At 65.7% G+C, this 23,629-nt stretch carries 21 protein-coding genes; 3 read left to right on the top strand and 18 right to left on the bottom strand.

Going from position 1 to position 23,629, the window contains the following annotated elements; translation table 11 throughout:
- Positions 1–19 precede the first annotated feature (19 nt).
- Entirely contained in the window at positions 20–862 is an 843-nt protein-coding gene (locus WG208_RS07795) for an MBL fold metallo-hydrolase (RefSeq protein ID WP_337170771.1), read from the top strand.
- A gap of 150 nt (positions 863–1,012) precedes the next feature.
- Here the strand turns inward: WG208_RS07795 and WG208_RS07800 are convergent, their stop codons facing one another.
- The 18 genes from WG208_RS07800 to WG208_RS07885 all read right to left on the bottom strand — a co-directional run bounded on the left by WG208_RS07800 (position 1,013) and on the right by WG208_RS07885 (position 20,683).
- Positions 1,013–1,387 (bottom strand): hypothetical protein, encoded by a 375-nt coding sequence (locus WG208_RS07800; protein WP_337170772.1) that lies wholly within the window; start codon positions 1,385–1,387, stop codon positions 1,013–1,015.
- Between the two features lie 241 nt (positions 1,388–1,628).
- Positions 1,629–3,260 carry a chaperonin GroEL gene (gene groL, locus WG208_RS07805; protein WP_337170773.1) on the bottom strand — a complete coding sequence of 544 codons (1,632 nt, stop codon included), beginning with the start codon at positions 3,258–3,260 and terminating at the stop codon, positions 1,629–1,631.
- A 25-nt stretch (positions 3,261–3,285) separates the two neighbouring features.
- A complete protein-coding gene (locus tag WG208_RS07810) occupies positions 3,286–3,579 on the bottom strand; it encodes a co-chaperone GroES (protein WP_012683024.1) in 294 nt (97 codons plus the stop codon).
- A gap of 239 nt (positions 3,580–3,818) precedes the next feature.
- Positions 3,819–4,544, bottom strand: a complete 726-nt coding sequence (locus WG208_RS07815) for a biotin--[acetyl-CoA-carboxylase] ligase (protein WP_337170774.1) — start codon at positions 4,542–4,544, stop codon at positions 3,819–3,821.
- A 235-nt stretch (positions 4,545–4,779) separates the two neighbouring features.
- Entirely contained in the window at positions 4,780–5,583 is an 804-nt protein-coding gene (gene uppP, locus WG208_RS07820; RefSeq protein ID WP_337170775.1) for an undecaprenyl-diphosphatase UppP, read from the bottom strand.
- The gene (gene bshA, locus WG208_RS07825) at positions 5,580–6,710 is read right to left on the bottom strand and encodes an N-acetyl-alpha-D-glucosaminyl L-malate synthase BshA (RefSeq protein ID WP_337170776.1); all 1,131 of its coding nucleotides are present in this window, start codon (positions 6,708–6,710) and stop codon (positions 5,580–5,582) included. Before bshA ends, uppP begins: the two co-directional genes overlap by 4 nt.
- Positions 6,707–7,726, bottom strand: coding sequence for a tRNA (adenosine(37)-N6)-dimethylallyltransferase MiaA (miaA, locus tag WG208_RS07830; RefSeq protein WP_337170777.1), 1,020 nt, complete (start codon positions 7,724–7,726; stop codon positions 6,707–6,709). Before miaA ends, bshA begins: the two co-directional genes overlap by 4 nt.
- Positions 7,695–9,521, bottom strand: a complete 1,827-nt coding sequence (mutL, locus tag WG208_RS07835) for a DNA mismatch repair endonuclease MutL (RefSeq protein ID WP_337170778.1) — start codon at positions 9,519–9,521, stop codon at positions 7,695–7,697. The genes miaA and mutL overlap by 32 nt, the downstream gene beginning before the upstream one ends.
- A gap of 8 nt (positions 9,522–9,529) precedes the next feature.
- Complete coding sequence (locus tag WG208_RS07840; RefSeq protein ID WP_337170779.1) at positions 9,530–11,791, bottom strand: SH3 domain-containing protein; 2,262 nt, start codon at positions 11,789–11,791, stop codon at positions 9,530–9,532.
- Positions 11,788–13,458 carry a VWA domain-containing protein gene (locus WG208_RS07845; protein ID WP_337170780.1) on the bottom strand — a complete coding sequence of 557 codons (1,671 nt, stop codon included), beginning with the start codon at positions 13,456–13,458 and terminating at the stop codon, positions 11,788–11,790. The genes WG208_RS07840 and WG208_RS07845 overlap by 4 nt, the downstream gene beginning before the upstream one ends.
- Positions 13,455–14,522 carry a VWA domain-containing protein gene (locus WG208_RS07850; protein ID WP_337170781.1) on the bottom strand — a complete coding sequence of 356 codons (1,068 nt, stop codon included), beginning with the start codon at positions 14,520–14,522 and terminating at the stop codon, positions 13,455–13,457. Before WG208_RS07850 ends, WG208_RS07845 begins: the two co-directional genes overlap by 4 nt.
- Positions 14,522–15,547, bottom strand: coding sequence for a hypothetical protein (locus tag WG208_RS07855; protein WP_337170782.1), 1,026 nt, complete (start codon positions 15,545–15,547; stop codon positions 14,522–14,524). The genes WG208_RS07850 and WG208_RS07855 overlap by 1 nt, the downstream gene beginning before the upstream one ends.
- 5 nt (positions 15,548–15,552) lie before the next feature.
- On the bottom strand, positions 15,553–16,512 hold the full coding sequence (locus WG208_RS07860) for a DUF58 domain-containing protein (protein WP_337170783.1): 960 nt from the start codon (positions 16,510–16,512) through the stop codon (positions 15,553–15,555).
- Positions 16,509–17,492 carry a MoxR family ATPase gene (locus WG208_RS07865; RefSeq protein WP_337170784.1) on the bottom strand — a complete coding sequence of 328 codons (984 nt, stop codon included), beginning with the start codon at positions 17,490–17,492 and terminating at the stop codon, positions 16,509–16,511. The genes WG208_RS07860 and WG208_RS07865 overlap by 4 nt, the downstream gene beginning before the upstream one ends.
- 129 nt (positions 17,493–17,621) lie before the next feature.
- Positions 17,622–18,338, bottom strand: a complete 717-nt coding sequence (locus tag WG208_RS07870; protein ID WP_337170785.1) for a pseudouridine synthase — start codon at positions 18,336–18,338, stop codon at positions 17,622–17,624.
- A gap of 278 nt (positions 18,339–18,616) precedes the next feature.
- A complete protein-coding gene (scpB, locus tag WG208_RS07875; RefSeq protein ID WP_337170786.1) occupies positions 18,617–19,171 on the bottom strand; it encodes an SMC-Scp complex subunit ScpB in 555 nt (184 codons plus the stop codon).
- Positions 19,146–19,895, bottom strand: coding sequence for a ScpA family protein (locus tag WG208_RS07880; protein WP_337170787.1), 750 nt, complete (start codon positions 19,893–19,895; stop codon positions 19,146–19,148). The genes scpB and WG208_RS07880 overlap by 26 nt, the downstream gene beginning before the upstream one ends.
- 5 nt (positions 19,896–19,900) lie before the next feature.
- The gene (locus tag WG208_RS07885) at positions 19,901–20,683 is read right to left on the bottom strand and encodes a site-2 protease family protein (RefSeq protein ID WP_337170788.1); all 783 of its coding nucleotides are present in this window, start codon (positions 20,681–20,683) and stop codon (positions 19,901–19,903) included.
- A gap of 177 nt (positions 20,684–20,860) precedes the next feature.
- Here WG208_RS07885 and rpsT point away from each other — a divergent pair, with 177 nt between their 5' ends.
- Complete coding sequence (gene rpsT / locus WG208_RS07890; RefSeq protein WP_337170789.1) at positions 20,861–21,103, top strand: 30S ribosomal protein S20; 243 nt, start codon at positions 20,861–20,863, stop codon at positions 21,101–21,103.
- Between the two features lie 202 nt (positions 21,104–21,305).
- Entirely contained in the window at positions 21,306–23,567 is a 2,262-nt protein-coding gene (locus WG208_RS07895; protein WP_337170790.1) for a FepA family TonB-dependent siderophore receptor, read from the top strand.
- Positions 23,568–23,629 lie beyond the last annotated feature (62 nt).

Here is a 23,629-nt window from a genome sequence, read left to right on the forward strand (position 1 = left end):
ACGGGTGCATCCTTCGGGGATGATTCGGGTCACGGTCCTCGGCAGCGGCAGTCGCGGCAACGCCATTCTCATCGACGGAAGCGCCGGCACGGTACTGGTGGACGCAGGCTTCAGCGCCCGCGCGCTCGCGCAACGTCTGCAGGCCGCCCAACGGCAACCCGAATCGATCGACGCGCTGCTGCTCACGCACGAGCACGTCGACCATGCGTGTGGGGCCGCGGTGAGTTCGTCGCGTTGGCAGTGGCCGGTGCTGGCATCACAGCGCACGCTGACGGCACTGGAGGACATGGCTGGCGGTGCCCCCACCCTGACGCAGGCGCTGGCGAGTGAGGCACCCACGGCGGTGGCCGGCTTCTCCATCGAACATCACCACCTGCCACATGACGCGGCCGATTGCCGCGCGTTGGTGCTCACCGACACGCAGAGTGGCGCACGCGTGGGCGTGGTGCTCGATGCCGGACACGTACCCGAAACACTGCCGGCGTTTCTGGCGCGTCTCGATCTACTAGTGCTCGAATCCAATCACGACACCACGATGCTGGCGAACGGCCCCTACCCGCGTGCGCTCAAGGCGCGCATCCGCGGAGGCAGCGGGCATCTGTCCAACACCACGTCCGCCGCACTCGCCGCGGAGTGTGCCCATCGTGGTCTGCGTGGCGTGCTGCTGGCCCACCTCTCGGAAACGAACAATACGCCGGCCATTGCGGTCGCCACGGCGCGTGATGTGTTGCGTCGATGCGGATGGCACGGCGACGCGCTGTGGGCCTGTCCGCAACGCGAGCCCATGACACCGGTGGACCTCGATTCGGCGCGTCCCTCGTGGCACGGCGGCCCTCGAGTCACGCAGTTGGCGTTGTTTTAGGCACGCGGGAACTGGCTCTGGGCCGTTGTCTCGCCACCTCCATCCTGAACAGCTCCCTCCTGCTTTCTCTCCCGTTGTCTCGCGGTCGTCCCAGGCGTCAACAGCAACTGCGTTGACGCGGATCACGCGGATGTCACGGATCCACGCCGATCAGAAATCCTTCGGCGCCTCACGACGCAGTCCCGCCATGGCGCAGGCGCTGCCAGCCACGATGAGACCGATTCCAATCCCTTCCATCAGGAGCTCCCCACGAGGATGGAGGGAGAACCATGCCGACAGACAACTTCCACCAATCAGCGTGGATATTCCCGCGAGCACCAACATCGGCTGATGTCGCCGCCTCATAATTGTCAGGAGCGCAAACGCCGAAGAGATCAGCAACACCCAGAATCCATACTGCACCACACGAGTCACCAACGCGTCCTGCCCCGCCCGAAAGAAGTAGAAGCTTCCCAACATCAGACAGAGAAGGACCAGATGTCTTTGTATTGCTCCAGACATCGTTCTTCCGGCGGCTGCGCGCATTTTTGGTTCTCCGGGATGATCTATCGTTGAAACCCGCGTGATATCCTCGTTCCACGCTTCCCGTATTCCTCAGCAGACCTCGCAATTCCCTCGAGCATGTCACCCTCCGTTCAGAACATCCAATAAATGAAATATGCAAAGCGGGCGCCCCCGAAAGAGAGCGCCCGCTCGCACATCTGCCCTGCACGGAATCCGGGGAGTCGGTCTGCAAACCGCAAAACCCACTCCCCGTAACCGTTGCTCAGTACATGCCGCCCATGCCCGGGCCGCCGGCCGGCGCGGCCGGCTTGTCTTCCTTCTTCTCGACGATGAGCGCTTCGGTCGTCAGCAGCAGACCGGCGATCGAGGCCGAGTTCTGGAGCGCGGTACGCGTGACCTTGGTCGGGTCGATGACACCCGCCTGCACGAGGTCTTCGTACGTGTCGGTCAGCGCGTTGTAGCCGAAGCTCGTCTCCTTGGCCGTGCGGATCTTCTCCACCACGATGGAGCCTTCCCCACCGGCGTTGGCGACGATCATGCGGAGCGGCTCTTCGATCGCGCGACGCACGATGTCGACACCGATCTGCTCGTCGCGCTCGGCCGTCTTCACGTCCTTGAGCACGTGCTGCGCGCGGATGAGGGCCACACCGCCACCGGGGACGATGCCTTCCTCGACGGCGGCACGCGTGGCGTGCAGCGCGTCTTCCACGCGAGCCTTCTTCTCCTTCATCTCGGCTTCGGTCGCGGCGCCGACGTTGATGACGGCCACGCCACCGGCGAGCTTCGCCAGACGCTCCTGCAGCTTCTCCCGATCGTAGTCCGACGTGCTCTTGTCGATGGCCGCACGGATTTCGCGCACGCGGCCTTCGATGTCCTTCTGCTCACCGGCGCCGTCGATGATCGTGGTGTTGTCCTTGTCGATCACGATGCGCTTGGCCGAACCGAGGTCGGTGAGGACCGCGTTCTCGAGCTTGAAGCCGACTTCGTCGGAGATGACCTGACCCTTGGTCAGCGTGGCGATGTCCTGCAGCATGGCTTTGCGACGATCACCGAAGCCCGGGGCCTTCACGGCGCAGATGCGCAGCGTGCCGCGGAGCTTGTTGACCACCAGCGTGGCCAGCGCTTCGCCTTCGACGTCTTCGGCGATGATGAGCAGGGGCTTGCCGAGCTGCGCCACCTTCTCGAGGACCGGGAGCAGGTCCTTCATGGCCGAGATCTTCTTGTCGTGGATCAGGATGAGCGCGTTCTCGAGAACGGCTTCCATCTTCTCCGGATCGGTGACGAAGTACGGCGAGAGGTAGCCGCGGTCGAACTGCATGCCGTCCACGGTTTCCAGCGTGGTCTCGAGACCCTTGGCCTCTTCGACGGTGATCACGCCGTCCTTGCCCACCTTCTCCATCGCTTCGGCGATGAGGTTACCGATCTCGGGGTCGTTGTTGGCCGAGATGGTACCGACCTGCGCGATCTCCTTCTTGCCGCTCGTCGGGACCGAGATGCGCTTCAGCTCCTCGACGATACCCGCGACAGCCTTGTCGATGCCGCGCTTGAGCGCCATCGGGTTGGAGCCGGCGGTCACGTTCTTGAGGCCTTCCCGGAAGATGGCCTGCGCGAGCACGGTCGCCGTCGTGGTGCCGTCACCGGCGAGATCGGAGGTCTTGGTCGCGACTTCCTTCACCATCTGCGCGCCCATGTTCTCGATCGGATCGGCCAGTTCGATTTCCTTCGCGACGGTCACACCGTCCTTGGTGACCGTGGGGGCGCCGAACTTCTTGTCGATGACGACATTGCGACCCTTGGGGCCGAGGGTGACCTTCACCGCCTCGGCGAGCTGATCGACGCCGCGCTTCAGACCCGCGCGCGCGTCAACGTTGAAATGCAGTTCCTTGGCTGCCATGGTAGCTGATTCGGTTGAGGGCGGTTCAGTTGATCACGGCGAGTACATCCGACTCGCGCAGGATGAGGAGGGCCTCACCCTCGATCGTGACTTCGGTGCCGCTGTACTTCCCGTAGAGGATCTTGTCGCCGACCTTCACGTCCATCGGCACACGGGTTTCCTTCTCGAACCGGCCGGGGCCGACGGCGACAACGGTGCCCTGCTGCGGCTTTTCCTTCGCCGTATCGGGGATGTACAGCCCACCGCGCATCTGTTCCGCTTCTTCGAGCGGCTTCACGACGACGCGATCGGCCAGAGGCGCGACCTTCTGGTTGGCCATGAGTACTGGTCTCCTGCGATGTGTCAGGGGATCAACTAAGAAATGACAGAGAGAGTGTTAGCACTCACCAACGATGAGTGCCAGCATGGGAAACCTATGCATATCCGGAAGGCACGTCAAGGCCGGATTTTTTCACCTAAGTCAATACAATGCAACAACTTACAGACGGCCATATTGGCGGGACGCCTGCCGGTCCAGCATCATGCAGGTGTGGTGGCTGCGGTTTTGGCAGGCCTGGCCTATGCAAACACCAGCGAGCCACTGTGTTGTGCATGCAGGATGCCGGCGGCATCACGAATGAGGACCGCCCCGGCCGGAGAAATCCCCTCCACATGGCCGGCCACCGGCGCGGTCACGGCGCGTCCCCGGGCAAAATCGCGTGCCGCCCAGGCTTCACACTCCTCCGCACGCAGTGGGCCCCTGCCCGCCGCCGCACGCCGGAGCGCCGGAACGACCGCCAGCAGGAGTGCATCACGCGACACGTCGCTGCGCACATGCGCGGCCTGATCGAAATGCGTGGGCACGCGGCGATTGATGCCGACGCCGATGGTGACCCACTCCGGACGGCCGTCACGCCAGCGCACTTCGATCAGAATGCCGGAGAGCTTCCGCTGCCGCACATACAGATCGTTGGGCCATTTGACCTGGATGTCGCCATCCACGAGCGGCGACAATGCGTCCGCGAGTGCGAGGCCGATACGTAACGACAACACATCGAGCGCGCGCAGATCGTCGGGGCGCTCGATCAGCGTGAGCCAGAGCCCCGCGTCGGCCTCTGATTGCCACGCGCGCCCGCTGCGGCCACGCCCCTGCTCCTGGCGCGCGGCCAGCACCGCCGTGCCCGCCGCGGCGCCCTGCTGCGCGAGGTCGTGGGCGACGTCCATCGTGGAGGAGACGACGTCGTGGTAGACGAGGGCGGAGAGGCCGGCGGCGGAGATGACTTCGGGAGAAGGAGGCAGAGACACGAAGGGGCTGGGGACTACGGTTGCTGGGACTACGGGGGCTGGGACCACGGGGGCTGGGACCACGGGAGCTGGAACTACGGGAGCTGGAACTACGGGAGCTGGAACCACGGGAGCTGGAACCACGGGAGCTGGAACCACGGGAGCTGGGACTACGGGGGCTGGGACTACGGGACACACGTTTCCGGGTACTCGGTACCCGGTTGTTCACCCCAAACCCACTCTCCCAAACCTACGACTACCCCCGTGCGACCAACGTCGCGAACACGACGATTCCCAGCAGCACACGATAGACGGCGAACACGCCGAAGCTGTGGCGGCTCACATACCGCAGCAGTACGGCGATGGCGAGCCAGCTGCTCACGGCCGCCGCGACCACACCGGCAAGCAGGGGCCATGAGGCACCGTGTTCCCGCACGGCATGGGGGACTTTCACGATCACCGCGGCGAGCGTGATGGGCATGCTCATGAGAAAACTGAAACGCGCCGCGCTCGGGCGGTCGAGCCGCAACAGACGCCCCGCAGTCATGGTCGAACCCGAGCGCGAGACACCCGGTACGAGCGCGAGCACCTGCGCGCAGCCCACGATGATGGCATCACGCAGCGTGATGTCCTCCAGGCCCCGCGCACGCACGCACCACCGATCGACCACCCACAACAGGATGCCCATCACGATGAGCGATGTGGCGATGATGACCGGCGACCGGAACGTGGTCTCGGCCAGATCGTTGAGCAACAACCCGCCGATACCGCCGGGAATGGTGGCCACGATCAGATAGAGCACCCGCCGGTCGTGCACCGACTCGATGCGCCGGGTGGTCACGATGCGCCACGTACTCGCGATCATCTCCAGCCATTCCTGCCGGAAGTACCAGATCAGCGCGAGCAGCGTGCCGAAGTGCAGTGCCACATCGAACGCCAGCCCCGGATCGGACCAGCCGAGGAAATACGGCGTCAACGCGAGATGGGCCGAACTCGATACCGGCAGGGGTTCGGTCAATCCCTGGACGATGCCCAGAACGATGGCTTGCCAGACGGTCATGACTGAAGCGTGCGGAGATAGAGGGATTCGTACTGCGCGACTATGGCGTCTTCGCTGAAACGGCGACGGGCATCCTGCGCTGCGGCGTCACTCATGGCTTGCCAGTGCGCGGGGTTCTGCAGCAGCCGCACACCGGCCGCGGCCAGACCTTCGATGTCACCCACCGGTCGCAAGTAACCGGTGACACCCTCGGTGACGACTTCGGGCAGACCACCGGCATCCGCGCCGACCACGGGCACGCCGCTGGCCAGGGCTTCCAGCGCACTCAATCCGAACGACTCCTTGTCGCTCGTCATCAGGAACAGATCGGCACCGGCCAGGAGAGGCGCGACCGCGTCGATCTTGCCGAGGAACAGCACGGCATCGGCCACCCCGAGTTCCCGCGCCTCGGCTTCGGCCTCGACACGCTCCGGGCCGTCACCGACCATCACCAGCACCGCGGGCACTTCACGCGCGATGCGGGCGAAGGTGCGGACGATGTCCCGCACGCGCTTGACCGGACGGAAGTTCGAGATGTGCATCACGACCTTGCGTCCGGCGATGACCTCGGCCGGGATGGGGCACACGTGACTGGCCCGGTCGAACTGCCGCGGGTCGATGAAGTTTGGGATCACTTCGACATTGCAGCCCACACAACCGAACGCACGATAGGTCTCGTCGCGCAGATACTCGGAGACCGCCGTGACGGCGTGCGACTTCTCGATCGAAAATCTGGTGATCGAAAAGAACGATCGCTCCTGTCCCACGATCGTGATGTCGGTGCCATGCAGCGTGGTCACCACTTTGACGTCGCGGCCTTCCTCCCGCAGCATGGAACGGGCAATCCACGCACTAGTGGCATGCGGAATCGCGTAGTGACAGTGCAGCACATCGAGTTGATGATCACGCACCACCTCGTGCATGCGCACCGCCAGCGCAAGATCGTAGGGTGGGTATTCGAACAGCGGATAGCGACCCACATCGACTTCGTGGAACCAGACCCGCGGCAGAAAGCTCGGCAGACGGAATGGCTGCTGATAGGTGATGAAGTGGACGTGATGCCCACGGGCTGCCAGTGCGATGCCCAATTCCGTGGCCACGGCCCCCGAGCCGCCGTAGGTGGGATAGCAGGTGATACCGATCTTCATGACAGGGGCTCCTCGAGGACGTCCGTGACAATATCCGCGGTGACATCGGTGTCCCACCACGCAAGCACACGTGCCAGTGCGTCCGGGCCGGTGGGATCGATGCGTGTCACCTGTGTCTCCGGCAACTGATGCCGGAACCAGGTGCGTTGACGTTTGGCATACTGCCGCGATTCGACGATGGTGCGTTCGATCGCGGCATCACCCGACATCCGGCCATCGAGCGCATCACGCATGCTTCGATAACCACAGGCATTCCACGCCGGTGCGTCGTCCGGAATCCGTTCGCGCAGCGCGGCCACCTCTTCGAAAAACCCCTCCTGCACCATCCCCTGCACCCGGGCGGCGATGCGCGCGGCAAGTGGCGGCCCGGGGTCGACCACCAGGTACCGTGCCGTCAGCCCGGGCTCCGCCGGATGGCGTGCCGTCGATCCGGTGGCCGGCGCCGAGGTGCGCAGCCGGTCACTGATGCGCGTTCCCGACAGCAGCACCGTTTCGACGGCGCGCAACAACTGCGTACGACCAAGATGCGCACGCGCCGGATCGAGGCGTGTACACCAGCGGATCAACTCCTCACGGTCCAGTGTGGCCAGCCATGGTTCGAGTCGCGCCCGACGCCCGGCATCGAGTTCCGGAACGGGGTCGAATGGCTCCACGAGCGCGCGGATGTAGAGCCCCGTGCCTCCCACGATGACTGGCGGCGTACCCCGGGCCGATGCCACGGCGCACCAGTGAAGCGCGTCCGCTGCCCAGCGATGTGCGGAATACCGTTCCGTGGGCTCCGCGACATCGAGACCAAAATGCGGCACACGGGCCTGTTCGGCACGGGTGGGTTTGGCGGTCCCGATATCGAAGCCGCGATACACCTGCCGTGAATCGGCGCTCACGATGGACAGCCCCCGCTGCTCGGCGAGGGCCATGGCCAGCGCGGACTTTCCGGCGGCCGTGGGGCCGACGATACAGCGCACGCCGCGCATGTCATGCACGCTATTTGCGCCCGAACCGGCGATCGAGTTCATCCCACGACAATCGCACGATGGTGGAGCGTCCGTGCACATCGTGGGCGGGCAATCGCGTGTCCGCGAGCGCGCGATACAATGCCTGCATCTCGCCAGGTGACAACTGATCGCCGGCCTTGATGGCAGCCTTGCAGGCGAACGTGGCGGCGAGGCGTTCGTGGCGCGCGGCCGCGCTGGCGGTGCGGTCCCCCACGAGGGCGGCCAACGTGTCACGCAGGCAGCGTTCGGCGTCGAATCGCGGATGTGGCATCGGCACCGCCTGCACCAGCAACGACGTACCGCCAAAGTGATCGATCTCGAAACCGAGTTTGGCGAATGTCTCCCGATGGGCGTCGAAGGCGTCGGCTTCCTGCGGCCCCAGATGCAACGTCATGGGGAACAGCAGACGCTGCGACGGGGCTTCTCCGCGTTCCAGCATGCCCATGAAACGTTCGTACAGCACCCGTTCGTGCGCGGAATGCTGATCGATGAGCACCACGCCGTCCTCGTGCTCGAACATGAGGTAGGTGCGCCGGAGCTGCACGAGTGGCGGTACGACGAGAACGGAGTCGTGGGTGGTGAGTTCCGTGTCCGGGGTGGAAGCCACCATCGGATCGACGCTCGAATCGGACGGCGGATCGACCGCCGGATCCACATCCGAATCCGCCGCCGCATCGATATCGGCGGCGAACAATCCTGTCGGCTGCGGTGCCACACGCAGCGCCGACGGCTCCAGCGGCACGCTGCCACGCAGCAGTGCGTCATCGCTGGTGTTGCCGGACACACCACCACCCGGTGTCCATGTGCGCCAGCCGATGCCCGCCGAGGCGTCGAAAAGTCCCAGGGCCCGCCGCACGGCCTCTTCGACCGCACGTTCGAGCGGCCAGCGATCCCTGAAGCGCACCTCGGCCTTGGCGGGATGCACATTCACATCGACATCACCGCCCGGCAGATGCACCTGCAGCACGAGCGATGGACGATGACCGCTGGGAATGGTCGACCGATACGCCGCTTCGGCGGCACGGACGATGCCGTGATCGCGAACCACACGTCCGTTGACGATGAGCAGCACGCGGCGCGTGGCCGTGCCCACGTCGGCCGGCCGCTCGGCCAGACCGGAGACATGCACCACTCCCTGCACGTCGTCCACGTCGACGAAGCGGTGCACATCGTCGGCGCCCCAGAGCGCGGCAAGCCGCGCGCGCAACGTGGTCACGGCCGGCCAGTCGAGCATGACCCGTCCATCGTGCCGCACGGTGAAGTGCACATCGCGACGCAACACACCGATGGCCTGCATGGTGTCCACGATGCCGCGCCATTCGGAACGCGCGCTGCGCATGAACTTGAGACGCGCGGGTGTGTTGTAGAACAGCCGATGCACCGACACCGTCGTGCCCCGTCGGCGCGCGACGTCCCGCGTTTCGAGCAATGCGCCGCCCGACACACGCACCAGCGTCCCCGCCCCATCCTCAGACGCGGTCTCGATCTGCAGCTCCGACACCGAGGCGATGGCTGGCAGGGCTTCACCACGAAACCCGAAACTCCGCACACCCACGAGCTGTTCGGCACTCGTGATCTTGGACGTGGCATGACGGGACAATGCCAGTTCGGCGTCGGCACGGTCCATCCCGCTGCCATCGTCGGCAATGCGGATCAGCGCCCTGCCACCCTCTTCAATGGTGATGTCGACGGTCTTCGCGCCGGCATCGAGCGCATTCTCGACCAGTTCTTTCACGACCGAGGCCGGGCGTTCGACGACCTCACCAGCGGCGATCTGGTCGGCTACGGCACTCGGAAGGATGGCAATCCGCGACATCCCGAATGCTATCGAGGCGATCCGTCAGGCACGAGTCGTGTCAGGCGCTCGGCTGGCACCCACCCGAAGCGGCCATCGGCGTGTTCCACACGCGCCCACTGTTCATGCGCGCCGGCAAGGCGCACGATATCACCCGTGGCCAGCCCGCCGGCGGTGTTGGCGTCGGATGCCGGCTGCACACGCATGGCCTCCGGACGTCGGACCACGGCCAGTCCTTCGGGATCGAGCGCACGGGCCCCCCACCACGCGGAGAGCGCGAGCCCCGTGGCCACCAGCATGGCCGCTCCACCCACCGAAGTCCGGAAAATGCCCCGGTCGTTCGTCGAGCCGCGGGTCCATACCACGATGAGCACCACGATGCCCAGGCACCAGCACACCGTGGCGATCACGACCAGCAGGGCCACGGGCACCATGGGGACTTCGGCGATGCCTCCCCGCGCCCCCGGAGGCAACAGGCCCAGTCGCTCCTGCACATCGATCGCCAGCGGTTCGAGCCGCGCGGCACGCTGCCATGCCACCACGGCCGATACCGTATCGCCCGCGGACCAGGCGGCGGTTCCCCAGTTCACGAGCAGATCCACATCGCGCGGTCGGCGCGCAGCCGCTTCGGCAAACCGCTCCGCGGCGGTGGAATAACGACGGGCCTCGTACGCGGCCGTGGCTTCGCGCACGAGCAGCGGCACATCCACGCGGACGCCGGTCTCGACGGCCTGCTGCGCGACACCACGACGCGCCGATGTCATCGATGCGGTCACGGTCGTCAACAACAGCATCGCACGAAGGCCGCGTCGTGTCAGCCAGCGCGAAACCGGAGAGAGCATCGCTTCATCATCGACCAGCTTGAACACCCGTTCCACACGCGCGCGAAGATCGCTGTCGTTCGCGGACGATCGTGACGAGGGTGACGAGAACTGCGATGCCGATCGATCGAGCGATTGCCCCAATGATCGATCGAGCCCTGGCCCGAATCCTTCCACGGCCAGATGATCGAGCAGTTCGAGCACTTCACGTGTGGACTGCCTGGTCACTCCGCGGCGTCGCAGAATGCGCTCCACATCGCGGCGCACCACCAAGGCACCGGCGGGTACCTGCAGACGTCCTGCCAGTTGCCGCAGCAGCGTGCGGCGCAGATCCCGCGCCATCGCACCCGGCGATTCGTCGACGGTAGCAGGCACAGGCGCCGATGCGGTCATCCGCGTATCGCCCCGCATGCGAGCGGCACGCCGACGACGCCAGCCGGCTCCCGCGGCCAGCGCGGTCGTGCCCAACCAGATGCCAAGCAACACCAAACGTTCCGTGGGCGACCAGACATATCCCGGACGTGCCTCGTGCACCTGCCACGAACGCAGCGGCAGTCTGGTGGACTCGTCGATCTCCGAGGGCGCCACCAATGCGCCGTCGGCGATCTGCAGATCGGCGGGCATCGATTCAGCCCACGCATACTCGGCGCGATACGGATCGAAGTACGGGTAGTGAATGATGGGCAGGACCACCGCGCCGGCACGGGTGGGCGTCAGAATGAAATCGAACTCCTTCGCACCACGCACGAGCGCACCGGAGGAGTCGATCTGCACCCGTTCACTGCCCGCCACCACGGAGGCCCACGGCAATTCCACGACGGGCCGCGGCAGCAGCTTCACATTGCCCGTCCCCTCCAGCCGCACGGTGAGCATGAGCGGATCGCCCACCCGCGCCGACGTTTCGTCGAAACGCACCCTGGCCTGCAGCACCCCCACCGCGCCGGAGAAGTCGACGGGACGTCCTTCGTCGGGGAGCGGCTTCACCACGAGCTGTGCGCTCTCGGCGTGCACCACATTGCGCTCCTCACGGCTGAAGTAGCTGGAGGACTGCGACAGGTAGTACGTGAGCTGGGGCGCGGGAACCGTGAGCACACCCGGCGCAATGCCGAACAGCGCCCGCTGGAACACGTGCGCTTCGTATCGTCGTCCATCGTATTCACGCGCGGGCACGCGGCGGGGAGTTCCGAGTTCGTAGGCGAGCAGTCCACGCAACTCCGGTGGCCGGAATTCGGGATCACGCCGCAGACGGGTGCGGGCGTCCTCGCTGAGCAGCACGGCCACCTGATAGGTGATCTGTTGCCCGACATAGACCGATTCCGGAAACGCCGCCGCATGAAAGTCGATGGCACGCGCGGTGTTCACCCGCACACGATCCACGATCGCGGTGGGCGACGGTTGTGCAGCAACACCGTCCGCACGCAGGCACACAGCAATGATCAGGCCCAGCATCATGACGCGGAACGACGTCACCAGTCCTTGCCTCCTGGTGGGACGCGGCTCTGTCGCTGTTTGCGTCCCTGCACATCCCGCTCTTCACGCGCGGCGCTGTTCAGCAGCGCTTCGGCCTGCTTCTGATCCAGGCCGCCCTGTCCCTGCGGTTGCTGCTGTTCGTTCTGCTGATCGTTTCCGCCACCACCACCGCCGCCTCCACCTCCGCCACTCGGTGGCGGCGTTTTCCGCAGCGCGAGTTCGTAGTTCCATTTCGCATCGGCATACCCCGGCCGGTCGGTGAGCAGGGCACGGTAGGCCGCGCGCGCGTCAGCCAGTCGCTGCTCCCCTTCGGGATTGCCGGGTTGCCGGCCGAGGATGAGCGCGGCCAGACCAGCGTTGAAGCGCGCGCGAAAGCGGACTTCCCCATCGGCGCCACGACGCACGGTCTCCAGGCGCTCCGACGCTTCGGACAACGAGTCCACGGCGATGAGCGTGGTGCCGAGATTGTAGGCCGTCTGCATGGTGGTGTCCCCTTGGGCCACCATCTCGCGATACGCACGCAACGCCGCCGGCACATTGCCTTCGGCAAAGAGCGCCGCGGGATCGGGCGCTTTGGCGCACGACCCCAGAAAGCCGGCCAGGACGATGCCGGGAATCTCGGGACGACGGCGCCCCGTGCCACCGCGTCGCACGAGCCGCCAGGAGTCCCAGGCCAGCAGGATGAGCGCCGGCACCACGAACCAGAGGAAACGCGCCACGTGATCTTCACGGGTATCGACCGTGCGACGCGCCGTGCGCAACGAGCGCAGCGCCCCGCGGATGCGCGCCGCTTTGTCCGAGGCTTCGGCGGGAATGAACGTGCCATGTGCCGCTTCGGCGGCCTTGGCGAGCAGATCGGGGGAATAACGCGTCACCACGATCTGCCCTTCGTCATCCCGCTTCTCGCGCACGATCGTCCCCTCACGCACGGGAATGGTGGCACCATTCGGCGTGCCGAAGCCCACCGTGACCACGCTGATGCCCTTGCTGCCGGCTTCCGATGCCGCCGATTCGATATCCTCCACAGAGTCGAACGACTCACCGTCGCTGAGCAGAACCAGGGCACGGTCGGCATCACCATCGCTGGCCATCAGCAATTCGCTGCCCTGACGGATCGCCCGCGACAATGCGCTCCCTGCCTGCCCCACGACACTGGGGTCGAGATTGTCGAGAAAGAGTTCGAGCGCCCCATCATCGGCGGTGAGCGGTGTCAGGATGTAGCTCCGGCCCGCGAAGGCGATGAGTGCCACCCGGTCGGCCGGTGACATCGCGCGCAAACGGCGCACCTCCTGCTTCACGCGCTCGAGACGCGAAGGACGTTCGTCCTGCGCCAGCATCGAGAGCGATGCGTCGATGGCGATGGCCATGTCGATACCGCGCGAACTCATCGGTCCCCGGGCAAGGCCCCAGCGCGGTCCCGCCAGCGCCACACCGAGCAAGGCTCCCACCGCCATCAGACGTACGGTGCGGCGTGTGGCTTCCGCATCCTGCGACACCATCAGCCGCGTGAGCGCCGCCATCGACGCATAACGCGCGAGGCGTTCCGTGCGACGCACCTGGCGCTGCCGACGCAGCCACCACACCAGCAGCGGCAGCACGATGACCAGCACCAGCAACCAGGGTGTATCGAACAGGAGCGGCGGAAGATTGGGGAGCGGAATCGTCATGGCAGCACCCCGCGACGCGCGCGCAGTATCAGTTCGAACACCAACGCCGCCAGCCCGATGAGCAACGGCCAGCGAAACCGCTCGGTGTACCGAATGTAGGCGCGTGCTTCCACCGCCGACCGTTCGAGACGATCGATCTGCTCATAGATGCTCTGCAACGCCGCCGCGTCCCTGGCACGGAAGTATCGTCCGCCGGTGCTGTTGGCGATTTCCGTGAGCAAGGCCTCGTCGATCTTCACGGGGCGGTTTTCATACCGCAACCCGAAGAGCCCACGTCCGACGGGCACGGCGGCCATGCCTTCGGTTCCCACACCGATGGTGTAGATGCGGATACCGAACGTGCCCGCGGCCTGCGCGGCCGTACGCGGATCGATGGCGCCGCGGTTGTTCTCACCATCGGTGAGCAGCACCATGACACGCGAACGTCCGGGGGAATTGCGCAGACGGTTGGCCGCGGTGGCGATCGCCGTGCCGATGGCCGTGCCGTCCTCGAGCTGGCCCACCTGCAGGTTGTCGATCGCCGCCAGCACGACCGGATAGTCGGTGGTGAGGGGCACCTGGGTGAGTGCTTCTCCGGAGAACGCCACCAGTCCCACACGATCGCTGGTGCGCCCCATGACAAAACGTTTGACCTTCTCTTTCGCGACTTCCATGCGGTTCTGCGGCTGGAAATCCTCGGCCAGCATGGAGCTCGAGATATCGACGGTGAGGGCGATATCGATGCCGTCGCTGGACACCCGTTCGGCCCGCGCTCCCGAGCGCGGTTGCGCGACCGCCACGATGAGACCGGTGAGGGCCAACGCACGCAGCCACGGCAACCAGCGCACCCACGCGATACGCGGCTTCGGTCCCCTGGCCAACAGACCGGCGCGCGAGAAGGTGATCGTGCGTTGCGTGGCTTCGCGATGCCACCACCACCAGAGCCACAGCGGCACGGCCAGCAACAACAGCAGCACTTCGGGGTGCGCGAAATTCACACCGAACAGCGACACCAGGGTGGACCGTGCACTCCACCACTCGCCGTTCATCAGCGTGTCCAACCAGCCGCGCCACGTCGTGCCCATCATCGCGCTCCAGCGCGTGGACGTCGTGACGCGCGGCGCGCCTGTTCCTCGGCGTCCTTGCGTTCCCGCTCCACCGCCGCGGCCGCCGCGGCCCGCGCCGCTTCCTCGGCCGCCCGCCGCTCACGATCGGTGCGTTCGATGTGATCGACGATCGCCCGCGCTTCCGCGCCGATCTCCCGGGCGCGTGGTGTCGACACCCGACGCGCTGCGAACTTGATGCCGTCGGCATCGGCCAGCAGCGACACCAGACGATCGCGCGGAACGCGGGGATCGTCGGCCACGGCGCCCAGCAGTTCGGCACTCGTCAACGACAACGTGGCCTCGGGAATGCGCGCCGACACATACAGACGCAACACATCCAGGGCCAATGCGACATACCGCCCGCTCTCTCCGGCTTCGGCCAACGCGAGCCGATCGAGACGTTCGAACTCGTGCACCGCGCGCGCGTACGGATCGGTCGGAGGTGCCGCCACCCGCTCGGCGCCATGACGCCGGCGACGACGCCAGAGCCACCACAACAAGCCCAACGCGGCCAGGACCAGCAGGGCTGGCCACCATCGCTCCCACCATGGATCGACACGCGGAAACAGATCGCGTGCCGGTTTGGGCACGTGCAGGGTGGTGTCGCCCGGCAACACACTCTTCACCTGCACACGCGCATCGGCGAGCGGCACGCGCATGGTGACATTGCCGTACCGCACGACCGCATCACCAAGTCCGATGGGCAGCGCACCGATGTCCCAGGCGCTGAGGGTGTATTCGGCCCGCTCGCGGCGACCGCCCGTCATTCCGCCTTGATCGATGACCTTCACCGGCTCGCGCATCACCACCACGGCGGTGGTATCGGTGATCGTCGGCCACTCCACGCGCGCATCGCTGGGCACCACCACCGTCACGATCAGCCGGAACGGATCGCCGATCTCCACGGTGTCGGGAGACACCACCTTGCCCGCCTGCACACGGGATCCCGTCTGCCGCGTGAACAGCGTGGTGTCGAGAGAAGCCGGCGGTTGCACGGATTGCATGGGCCTCACCGCGTGCCCACCGGCTGCAATGCGGCGTCACCGAGCGTCCCTCGCGGACCGGTGCGCACGGCCCCGTGCGGACGGCGCGCGCGCGCGCGGAAGAAAGCCAGCAACGCATCCACGTACCCGTATTCGGTGTGCACCACGATCTCGTCGAGACCGAGCCGTCCGAACAGTTTGCGTCGCGATTCATCCTCCGCCGCGACCCGCGCCGCAAACGCGCGACGCACCAGCGGATTCGAGGTGTCGATCTCCACGATCTCGCCGGTTTCGGGGTCCTCCAATCGGGCCGGGCCGATGTCGGGCAGTGCCCGTTCCGCGGGATCTTCCAGCGTGATCGCAATGACATCGTGTCGCTGCGCGAGACGCGCCAGCGGTTTCTCCAGATCGTCCGCGAGAAAGTCGGACGCCAGGAAGATCACCGACCGATGCGGCAGGAGTCGCATGAGCCGGTCGACCATGGCCGACATGGAGGTGCCCCGTCCCGCGGGACGCACGGTGAGCAGATCACGAATGAGACGCAAGGCATGTTTGCGTCCCTTGCGCGCGGGGAGGGCATGTTCGACCCGATCGGTGAAGAGCATGAGTCCCACGCGGTCGTTGTTGCGCACCGCGGCCAGCGACAGCACCCCGGCCAGCTCGATGGCGAGATCGTGCTTGAAACGCGCGCGCGTGCCGAAACGCGACGATCCGGAAAGATCCACCGCGAGCATGATGGTGAGTTCGCGCTCTTCGACATATCGCTTGACGAAGGGGCGTCCCATGCGCGCCGAGACATTCCAGTCGATCGAGCGCACCTCGTCGCCGGGCTGATATTCGCGCACCTCCGCGAACTCCATCCCCTGTCCCTTGAACAGCGAGCGGTATTCACCGGCGAATCGCGAGTCCACCAGCCGGCGCGTGCGCACTTCGATGCGACGCACCTGGCGCAGGACATCGGCGGGTGCGATCGCCGCGATGCTCACGGCGCGTTCACCACCGTGAGCAGCCGTTCCACGATCGTATCACTGGTGACGCCCTCGGCGTCCGCTTCGAACGACGTGAGGACACGATGCCGCAACACGTCGGGCGCGATGCTCTTCACGTCGTCGGGAGTGACAAAGGCGCGGCCACGGAGGAAGGCGTGGGCACGTGCCGCCTGTCCCAGGGCGATGGTCGCGCGCGGGGACGCGCCGAACTCGATGAGCGCGCGCAGATCGGGCGCCCCCACTTCCGCCGGATGACGCGTGGCGTGCACCAGTTCGACGATGTAGTCGACGATGCGCTCGTCCATGTACAACTCGGAGATGCGGCGACGGGCTTCCATCAGTTCTTCGGGCGACGCGACCGGCGCCACCGTGATGTTGTCGCCGCCGGCCATGCGCCGCAGAATCTCCTTCTCCTCCGCGCGCGTGGGATATCCCACGCGGAGCTTCATCATGAACCGGTCGACCTGTGCTTCGGGCAGCGGATACGTGCCTTCCTGCTCGATCGGGTTCTGCGTGGCGAGCACCAGAAACGGTTCGGTGAGCCGATACGTGGTGCCACCGATCGTGACCTGCTTTTCCTGCATGGCTTCGAGCAGCGCCGCCTGCACCTTGGCCGGCGCACGATTGATTTCGTCGGCCAGGATGATGTTGGCGAAGATCGGTCCGTGTTTGACGCGGAATTCGCCGCTGGGCTGATCGAAGATCTGCGTGCCGATGACGTCGGCCGGCAACAGGTCGGGCGTGAACTGGATGCGCTGGAAACTCGTGCGCACCGTTTCGGCGAGCGTCCGCACGGTCAGCGTCTTGGCGAGTCCGGGCACCCCTTCCAGGAGCACGTGCCCGCCGGTGAGCAGACTGATGAGCAGTCGCTCCACCATGTATTCCTGTCCGACGATGCGACGGGCGACCTCACGCAATACGCCCTGAACCAGAGCCGCGTCCTGCGAAACGCTCGAGCCGGTGACACTCGTAGTCAACGCTGAATCCCGTGTCTGAGAGAAGCTGTCATGACGCTGTCATACCGCTGGCCTGCCGGGGACATGCCGCGTCATGATGTCGTCATTGCGGCCAGATACCCCATGTGACCCCGATCTGCTCCACGACCCTCACTCCCCCTGCCCGATCAGGGCGTCCAGCACCGTCCGTTCGGTATTGGTGAGGGCACGGGCCGCGCCCGACGGCAGATCGCCGAGCCGCACGGGACCGAATCGGGTACGCACGAGACGCTCCACCTCGAGGCCCAGCGCGTCGCAGATGCGGCGGACTTCGTGCGTGCGTCCTTCGGCGATCGTGAGTTCGAACGCCCAGCGCCGACCGCCAAGCGGATGCGCCAGGACTTCGATGGGCACGACCAGCCCGTCTTCGAGCTGCACACCGCGCCGCGCCTCCCGGGCCGCCGAGACCGCATCGCCGCGCACGGTGGCCACGTAGGTGCGCTCCACCTCACGACTGGGGTGCGTGAGCGCGTGAGCGGCCGTGCCGTCGGTGGTGAGCAGCAGAACCCCTTCGGTCATGAAGTCGAGGCGTCCGACGTACACCAGTCCCGGCGCATCGTCGACCAGATCGAAGACGGTGGGGCGACCGGCGGGATCCTTGCGCGTGGTCATCACGGCGGCGGGTTTGTGCAGCACGATCCACCGATGACTGGTGACCTGCGTGACCACTGGTGTGCCATCGAGGGTGATGCGGTCCCGCGCCGGATCGACCACCTGGCCGATGACCGCGGTGGTGCCGTTCACCTGGACCCGTCCATCCGCCACGGCGCTGTCGGCCTCCCGACGCGACAGCACGCCCGCGCGGGCCAGGGCCCGCTGCACGCGCATGGGCCCTTCCTCGCGGGCTTTGACGGTGCTGCCGCCCCTGGCCAAAGGCGGGCCGCCGGTGGGCCGGGTGGACTTGGCGGACCTCGCGGGGCTGGTTGGCTTGGCAGGCCTGGGGGGCCGGGCGGGCTTGCTGGAATCGGCAGACTTTCGCGCCGACGCCGCCGACGTGGTCTTCTTCGCGTGCGGCGCCTTCGCTTGGGCCTTTCCAGGCGCCTTGCCTTGCGCCTTTCCAGACGCCTTCCCCTTGCCGGCCGCGCTGTCCGGGCGACGCGGCCGCGTCACTCCGGAACGACCGTGGCGTTGCCAGCGCCGCGCAGCGCGATCGCAAGTTCGTCGGCCCGCGGCAGCTCCTCGAGGTGACGCAGCGCGAACTGCTCGAGGAATTGTGGCGTGGTGCCGTACAGCAACGGACGGCCGATGCCTTCACTGCGTCCGACGATGTCGATGAGACCACGTTCGTGCAGCGACTTGAGAACGGATCCCACGGCCACGCCGCGGATCTCCTCGATCTCCGCGCGACCGATGGGCTGCCGGTAGGCCACGATGGCCAGCGTTTCGAGCGCCGCCGCCGACAGGCGCTGCGGACGCACCGCCACCTGCGCCCGCTCGATCGCCTCGGCGAATTCGGCACGCGTGAGGATCTGCCAGCCCCCGCCCTGCTCCACGAGTTCCACGCCGTGACCATCCACGTCGTAGTGCTCACGCAGTTCGTCGAGGGCGGCGCTCACCGCGGCTGGACTCGCCTCCGCATCGAGAGCCGCCAGCGCATCGAGAGAAATCGGTCGGGGCGCGGCGAAGAGCGCGGCTTCAAGCAGCTTCGCTAACGGCGTCACGACGGATCTCCACGGAAGCAAACGGCTGGCGCTGCGCGATGTGCAGTTCACCCAGCTTGGCCATTTCGAGCAACGCCAGCAGCACGGACAACACCTGCCACGGCTCGGCGTCGGCACTCACCAGATCCGACCAGCGGCAGTGACGACGCATCGCGATCACCGAACGGATGGTGGTCATGGCGCCGGCCACGTCCAGCGCCCGCGGCACGACTTCGTGCAGCGTGGGCTCCTTGCTCGTGCGCAGCACGCGGTCCACCGCGGCCAGCAGATCACCCAGCGCCAGCGCGAGCGGCGCGTTGATGGGCGTGATGTCGACGGACGCCGGCACGAAACGTCGCGCGAACTGATGACGGCGTTCCTCCCCACGGTGTTCGAGCAGGTCGACCACTTCCCGCATCTGCTGATACTCGAGCAGACGACGGACGAGTTCGGCGCGCGGATCCTCCCACGCCTCCTCGCCGTCGGCGCGCGGCAGCAGCATCTGCGCCTTGATGCGGAGCAGACGCGCGGCCATCTCGAGATAGTCGGCGGCTTCGTCGAGTCCGAGCGTGCTGATGCGCGCGAGGAACTGCTCGGCGATACGGGCGATGGGGATGTCGTAGATGTCGACCTGTTCATCGCGGATGAGCGACAACAGGAGATCGAGCGGGCCGGTGAACTGGCTCAGCTCGACGACAAACGACGGCCCCGCGGCCTCGACGGTGCGGAAGTTGGGAGCGATCACGCGGATTACGCGAAGGGGTTGGGCAACAAGTATGGAAAGTACACCCGTTCGGCCATGATGCGCAGGACATAGACCGGCGTGAGCCAGGCATTGATCAGCGGCCGACCGAACGAGAGCATGGCGAACAGGATCAGCAGCCCCGCGCCGCCGAGTCGCTGGTATTGCAGCGCCCAGCGCGGGGGGAGCAGGTACTTGAAGACGTGTGATCCATCCAGCGGCGGAATGGGGAGCAGATTGAACGCCGCCAGGAACAGGTTGATGAGAATGCTGACTTCAGCGATCCGCTGCGCGATGGCCAGCGGCCGTTCGAGCCCCGGTATCTGCTGTCCCAGGAATCCAAGAAGGATGATGACCGGGATACAGGCTATGGCGATCATCACATTCGTGGCCACACCGGCCAGCGACACGATGATGTCGCCCTTCTTGTAGTTCCGGTAATTGCGCGGGTTGACCGGCACCGGTTTGGCGCCGCCGAAGATCGGTCCGCCCATGGCCCACAGCACCAGCGGAAGGATCACCGTCATGAACGGATCGATGTGCTTGAGCGGATTGAGGGTCAGCCGCCCGAGCTGATAGGCTGTCGGATCCCCCTGCTTCAGCGCCGCATAGCCATGCGCGTATTCGTGCGCGACCATCGCAAACAGCAGCCCGGGGGCGATGAGGGCGAGTTGCTGGAAGTCCACGATGGAAGGGGCCGGGAGTGGGACGCGAATGCAAGCAAATCCGGACCGGAAGGTAGCCGGCGACGGGAGGGGTGTCAAAAGGCCGTCGGCCACGGGCGCGGACAACGGGCGGTCCGGGCAGGGCTTCTGACGAGTGCTTGTACCGCTTGACCGGCGCCCGGGTCCCGGATATGTTTTTCAGTCTGTTCCGCCACGCGTGTCTAGCGTTGTGCTAGACATATGCTATTGGCGTGGCCCCGTATCGTCTCGTACCATACCAGCAAGCAGGACCAGGAGCTTTTCGTGCCGAATATCAAGTCTGCCAAGAAGGACCTCCGCCGGTCGCGTGCGGCTGCACTCCGCAATCGCGCCCAGCGCTCGGCGTTGCGTACCGCCGTGAAGAAGGCCCGCGTGGCGACTGCAGCTGCGGCCGATCGTCTCGCTGCCGTCTCGCTGCTCGATCGGGCCGCCCGCAAGGGCCTGATCCACAAGAACGCGGCGGCGCGCGTGAAGAGCCGGCTGGCCAAGCTCGGCGTCAGCGCCTGATCCGCACGTCACGATGCGGTGAAAAAGACCGGACTCGATGAGTCCGGTCTTTTTTTGTTGTCTCTAGGCCATCGATCTCCTTCCGCTCGGCTTTCGACGGTTGCGCCGGCGCTTCGAACCGTGAACGCATCCGTAATTACGACAATATAAATCGGTATTAATTCAGAGTTTATCTATCGGCTTTCGCTGCACATCATGCGGCATGAGCCTCCCCATCATCATTTCACGAACGACGACGACGCTCCTGACCGTCGTGACGTTCGTTTCGATCGCGAGCCCGCTCGCGGCCCAGGATCCCACGAAAGTCGACACCACCCGCGCCCAGAAGCTCGAGGGCATGCGCGTTCTTGGAACGGCCGAGGAAGAGAAGAAGCAGGCGCCCGGCGTTTCCATCATCACGGCCAGGGACATCGAGCGACGGCCACCGGCCAACGATCTGTCCGAACTCATTCGCACCATGCCGGGTGTGAATCTCACCGGCAACAGCTCCAGCGGCGCCTACGGCAACAGCCGTCAGATCGACCTCCGGGGCATGGGTCCGGAAAACACGCTCATCCTCATCGACGGCAAGCCGGCCACCTCGCGCAATTCGGTGCGCATGGGGCGGAACGGTGAACGGAACGGGCGCGGCGACAGCAATTGGGTTCCCGCCGACGCCATCGAACGCATCGAAGTGCTGCGTGGCCCGGCTGCCGCACGATACGGCTCGGGCGCTTCGGGTGGAGTGATCAACATCATCACCAAGCGTCCCAGCGAACGCCTGTCGGGCTCCGTCACCGCCTATGGATCGATGGCGGAGAACGGCGACGAAGGCGCAAGCCGCCGCATCGGTTTCAATCTGGCCGGCCCCATCGCCTCCGCGTTCTCCTACCGGCTCTACGGCAATCTGGCCAAAACCGATCCGGACAAGCCGGGACTCAACGCCGAAGCGTCGGGTGTCACCGCCGATTCGGCCACCGTACCCCCCGCGGGACGCGAAGGTGTGCGCAATCAGGACATCAACGCCCTGCTCCGCTTCGATGCCAGTCGCAAGCACATCGTCGAACTGGAGAACAGCTACAGCCGCCAAGGCAATCTGTACAGCGGCGAACGCCTGATCGGCAACGGCACGGTGCTCCTGAGCAGGCTGGCAACGGAGGGCGCGGAGACCAACGTGATGGAGCGACGCTCCAGCGGTCTGACGTATCGCGGCACCTACGCCCACAATCGCCGTGCACGCGTGTATGCGGCCTACGAAGGCACGACCAATACGCGACTCAATGAAGGATTGGCCGGCGGTGTCGAAGGCAGCATTCAGGATTCGGTCTCCTGGTCCACCAGTCGTCTGAAGAATTTCGTGGTGAACGGCGAGTACAACGCGGCCGTGCAATTCCTCGGTTTCTTCCAGACCGTCTCGCTCGGCGCAGAATTCAACGACAGTCGTCTCGACGATCCGTACGCCACCCGTTCCGGCATCGCCGTGTCGGGAGACTCCACGTCGGTCAATGCGGCGAGCACCTCGGCCGTGTATGTCGAAGACAACATCGGGCTGCGGCACGATCTGACCCTGACACCCGGCATCCGCTTCGATCACCACTCGCTGTTCGGCGCCAACTGGAGCCCGAGCGTCAACATCTCCTATGCGATCACACCTGCCTTCACTCTCAAGGGTGGTATCGCCCGGGCATTCAAGGCACCCAATCTGTATCAGTCGAATCCGAACTACATGTACACCACGCGCGGCAACGGTTGTCCATTCCCACCGACTGGTGGCGGCACGCGCGTGAGCGGGCCGTGCAACATCTTCGGCAACGCGGATCTGGCCCCGGAGATCAGCATCAACAAGGAAATCGGCGTGGGTTACAACAGAAGCGGCTGGAATGCCGGCCTGGCGTACTTCCACAACGATTACAGCAACAAGATCATCGCCGACATGGGAACCCAGACAATACCCGACAAGGTCACGGTCGGCGGCTCGACCTTCCGTCCGTTCCGTTGGGTCAACACCGGCAAGGCCGTGGTGCGCGGTATCGAGGGGAACCTCAACATTCCGCTGTATGGAGAGTCCGGCAATATGCTGCGTCTGACGAACAACCTCACGAGCATGTTCGAGAACAAGAACGTAGTCACCGGCCAGCCGCTGTCGATCATTCCCGACTATACGATCAACAGCATGCTCGAATGGAATCCGTCGCGGGTGTTGTCCATCATGCCCACGGCGGCCTTCTACGGCCGGCAGCAACCACCCACCTGGGATACCGGCACGAATGCACAGCGGACCGGTGCTCAGCTCACCAGCGTCGATCCCTATGCCATCGTGGGGATGAATATCGGCTTCACGCTGCGTGGCACCTCGGCGCGCCTCGGCGTGAACAATCTGGCCAACACCCGTCGCTTCCGTGAAGCCGTCGGCAACGCGCAGGGCGCCGCTACCTACAACGAGCCGGGACGTTCGTTCTTCCTCACGGTCACGCAGCGCATCTGAGTCTTCTCACGCCGAGTCTTCTTTCCTTCCATGCAAACAAAAGGTCCGCGTCATCACGACGC

The organism is Gemmatimonas aurantiaca (assembly GCF_037190085.1).
GTDB classification, from domain to species: domain Bacteria; phylum Gemmatimonadota; class Gemmatimonadetes; order Gemmatimonadales; family Gemmatimonadaceae; genus Gemmatimonas; species Gemmatimonas aurantiaca_A.

Bases quoted from the DNA above. Each gene is read 5' to 3' on its own strand.
- WG208_RS07895 (WP_337170790.1), top strand. From the start codon at position 21,306: ATGAGCCTCCCCATCATCATTTCACGAACGACGACGACGCTCCTGACC.
- uppP (WP_337170775.1), bottom strand. From the start codon at position 5,583: ATGACCGTCTGGCAAGCCATCGTTCTGGGCATCGTCCAGGGATTGACC.
- mutL (WP_337170778.1), bottom strand. From the start codon at position 9,521: ATGTCGCGGATTGCCATCCTTCCGAGTGCCGTAGCCGACCAGATCGCC.
- WG208_RS07850 (WP_337170781.1), bottom strand. From the start codon at position 14,522: ATGGGCACGACGTGGCGCGGCTGGTTGGACACGCTGATGAACGGCGAG.
- WG208_RS07810 (WP_012683024.1), bottom strand. From the start codon at position 3,579: ATGGCCAACCAGAAGGTCGCGCCTCTGGCCGATCGCGTCGTCGTGAAG.
- WG208_RS07800 (WP_337170772.1), bottom strand. From the start codon at position 1,387: ATGCGCGCAGCCGCCGGAAGAACGATGTCTGGAGCAATACAAAGACAT.
- WG208_RS07795 (WP_337170771.1), top strand. From the start codon at position 20: ATGATTCGGGTCACGGTCCTCGGCAGCGGCAGTCGCGGCAACGCCATT.
- WG208_RS07855 (WP_337170782.1), bottom strand. From the start codon at position 15,547: ATGCAATCCGTGCAACCGCCGGCTTCTCTCGACACCACGCTGTTCACG.
- miaA (WP_337170777.1), bottom strand. From the start codon at position 7,726: ATGAACTCGATCGCCGGTTCGGGCGCAAATAGCGTGCATGACATGCGC.
- WG208_RS07845 (WP_337170780.1), bottom strand. From the start codon at position 13,458: ATGACGATTCCGCTCCCCAATCTTCCGCCGCTCCTGTTCGATACACCC.
- groL (WP_337170773.1), bottom strand. From the start codon at position 3,260: ATGGCAGCCAAGGAACTGCATTTCAACGTTGACGCGCGCGCGGGTCTG.
- WG208_RS07870 (WP_337170785.1), bottom strand. From the start codon at position 18,338: ATGCGCGTGCAGCGGGCCCTGGCCCGCGCGGGCGTGCTGTCGCGTCGG.
- bshA (WP_337170776.1), bottom strand. From the start codon at position 6,710: ATGAAGATCGGTATCACCTGCTATCCCACCTACGGCGGCTCGGGGGCC.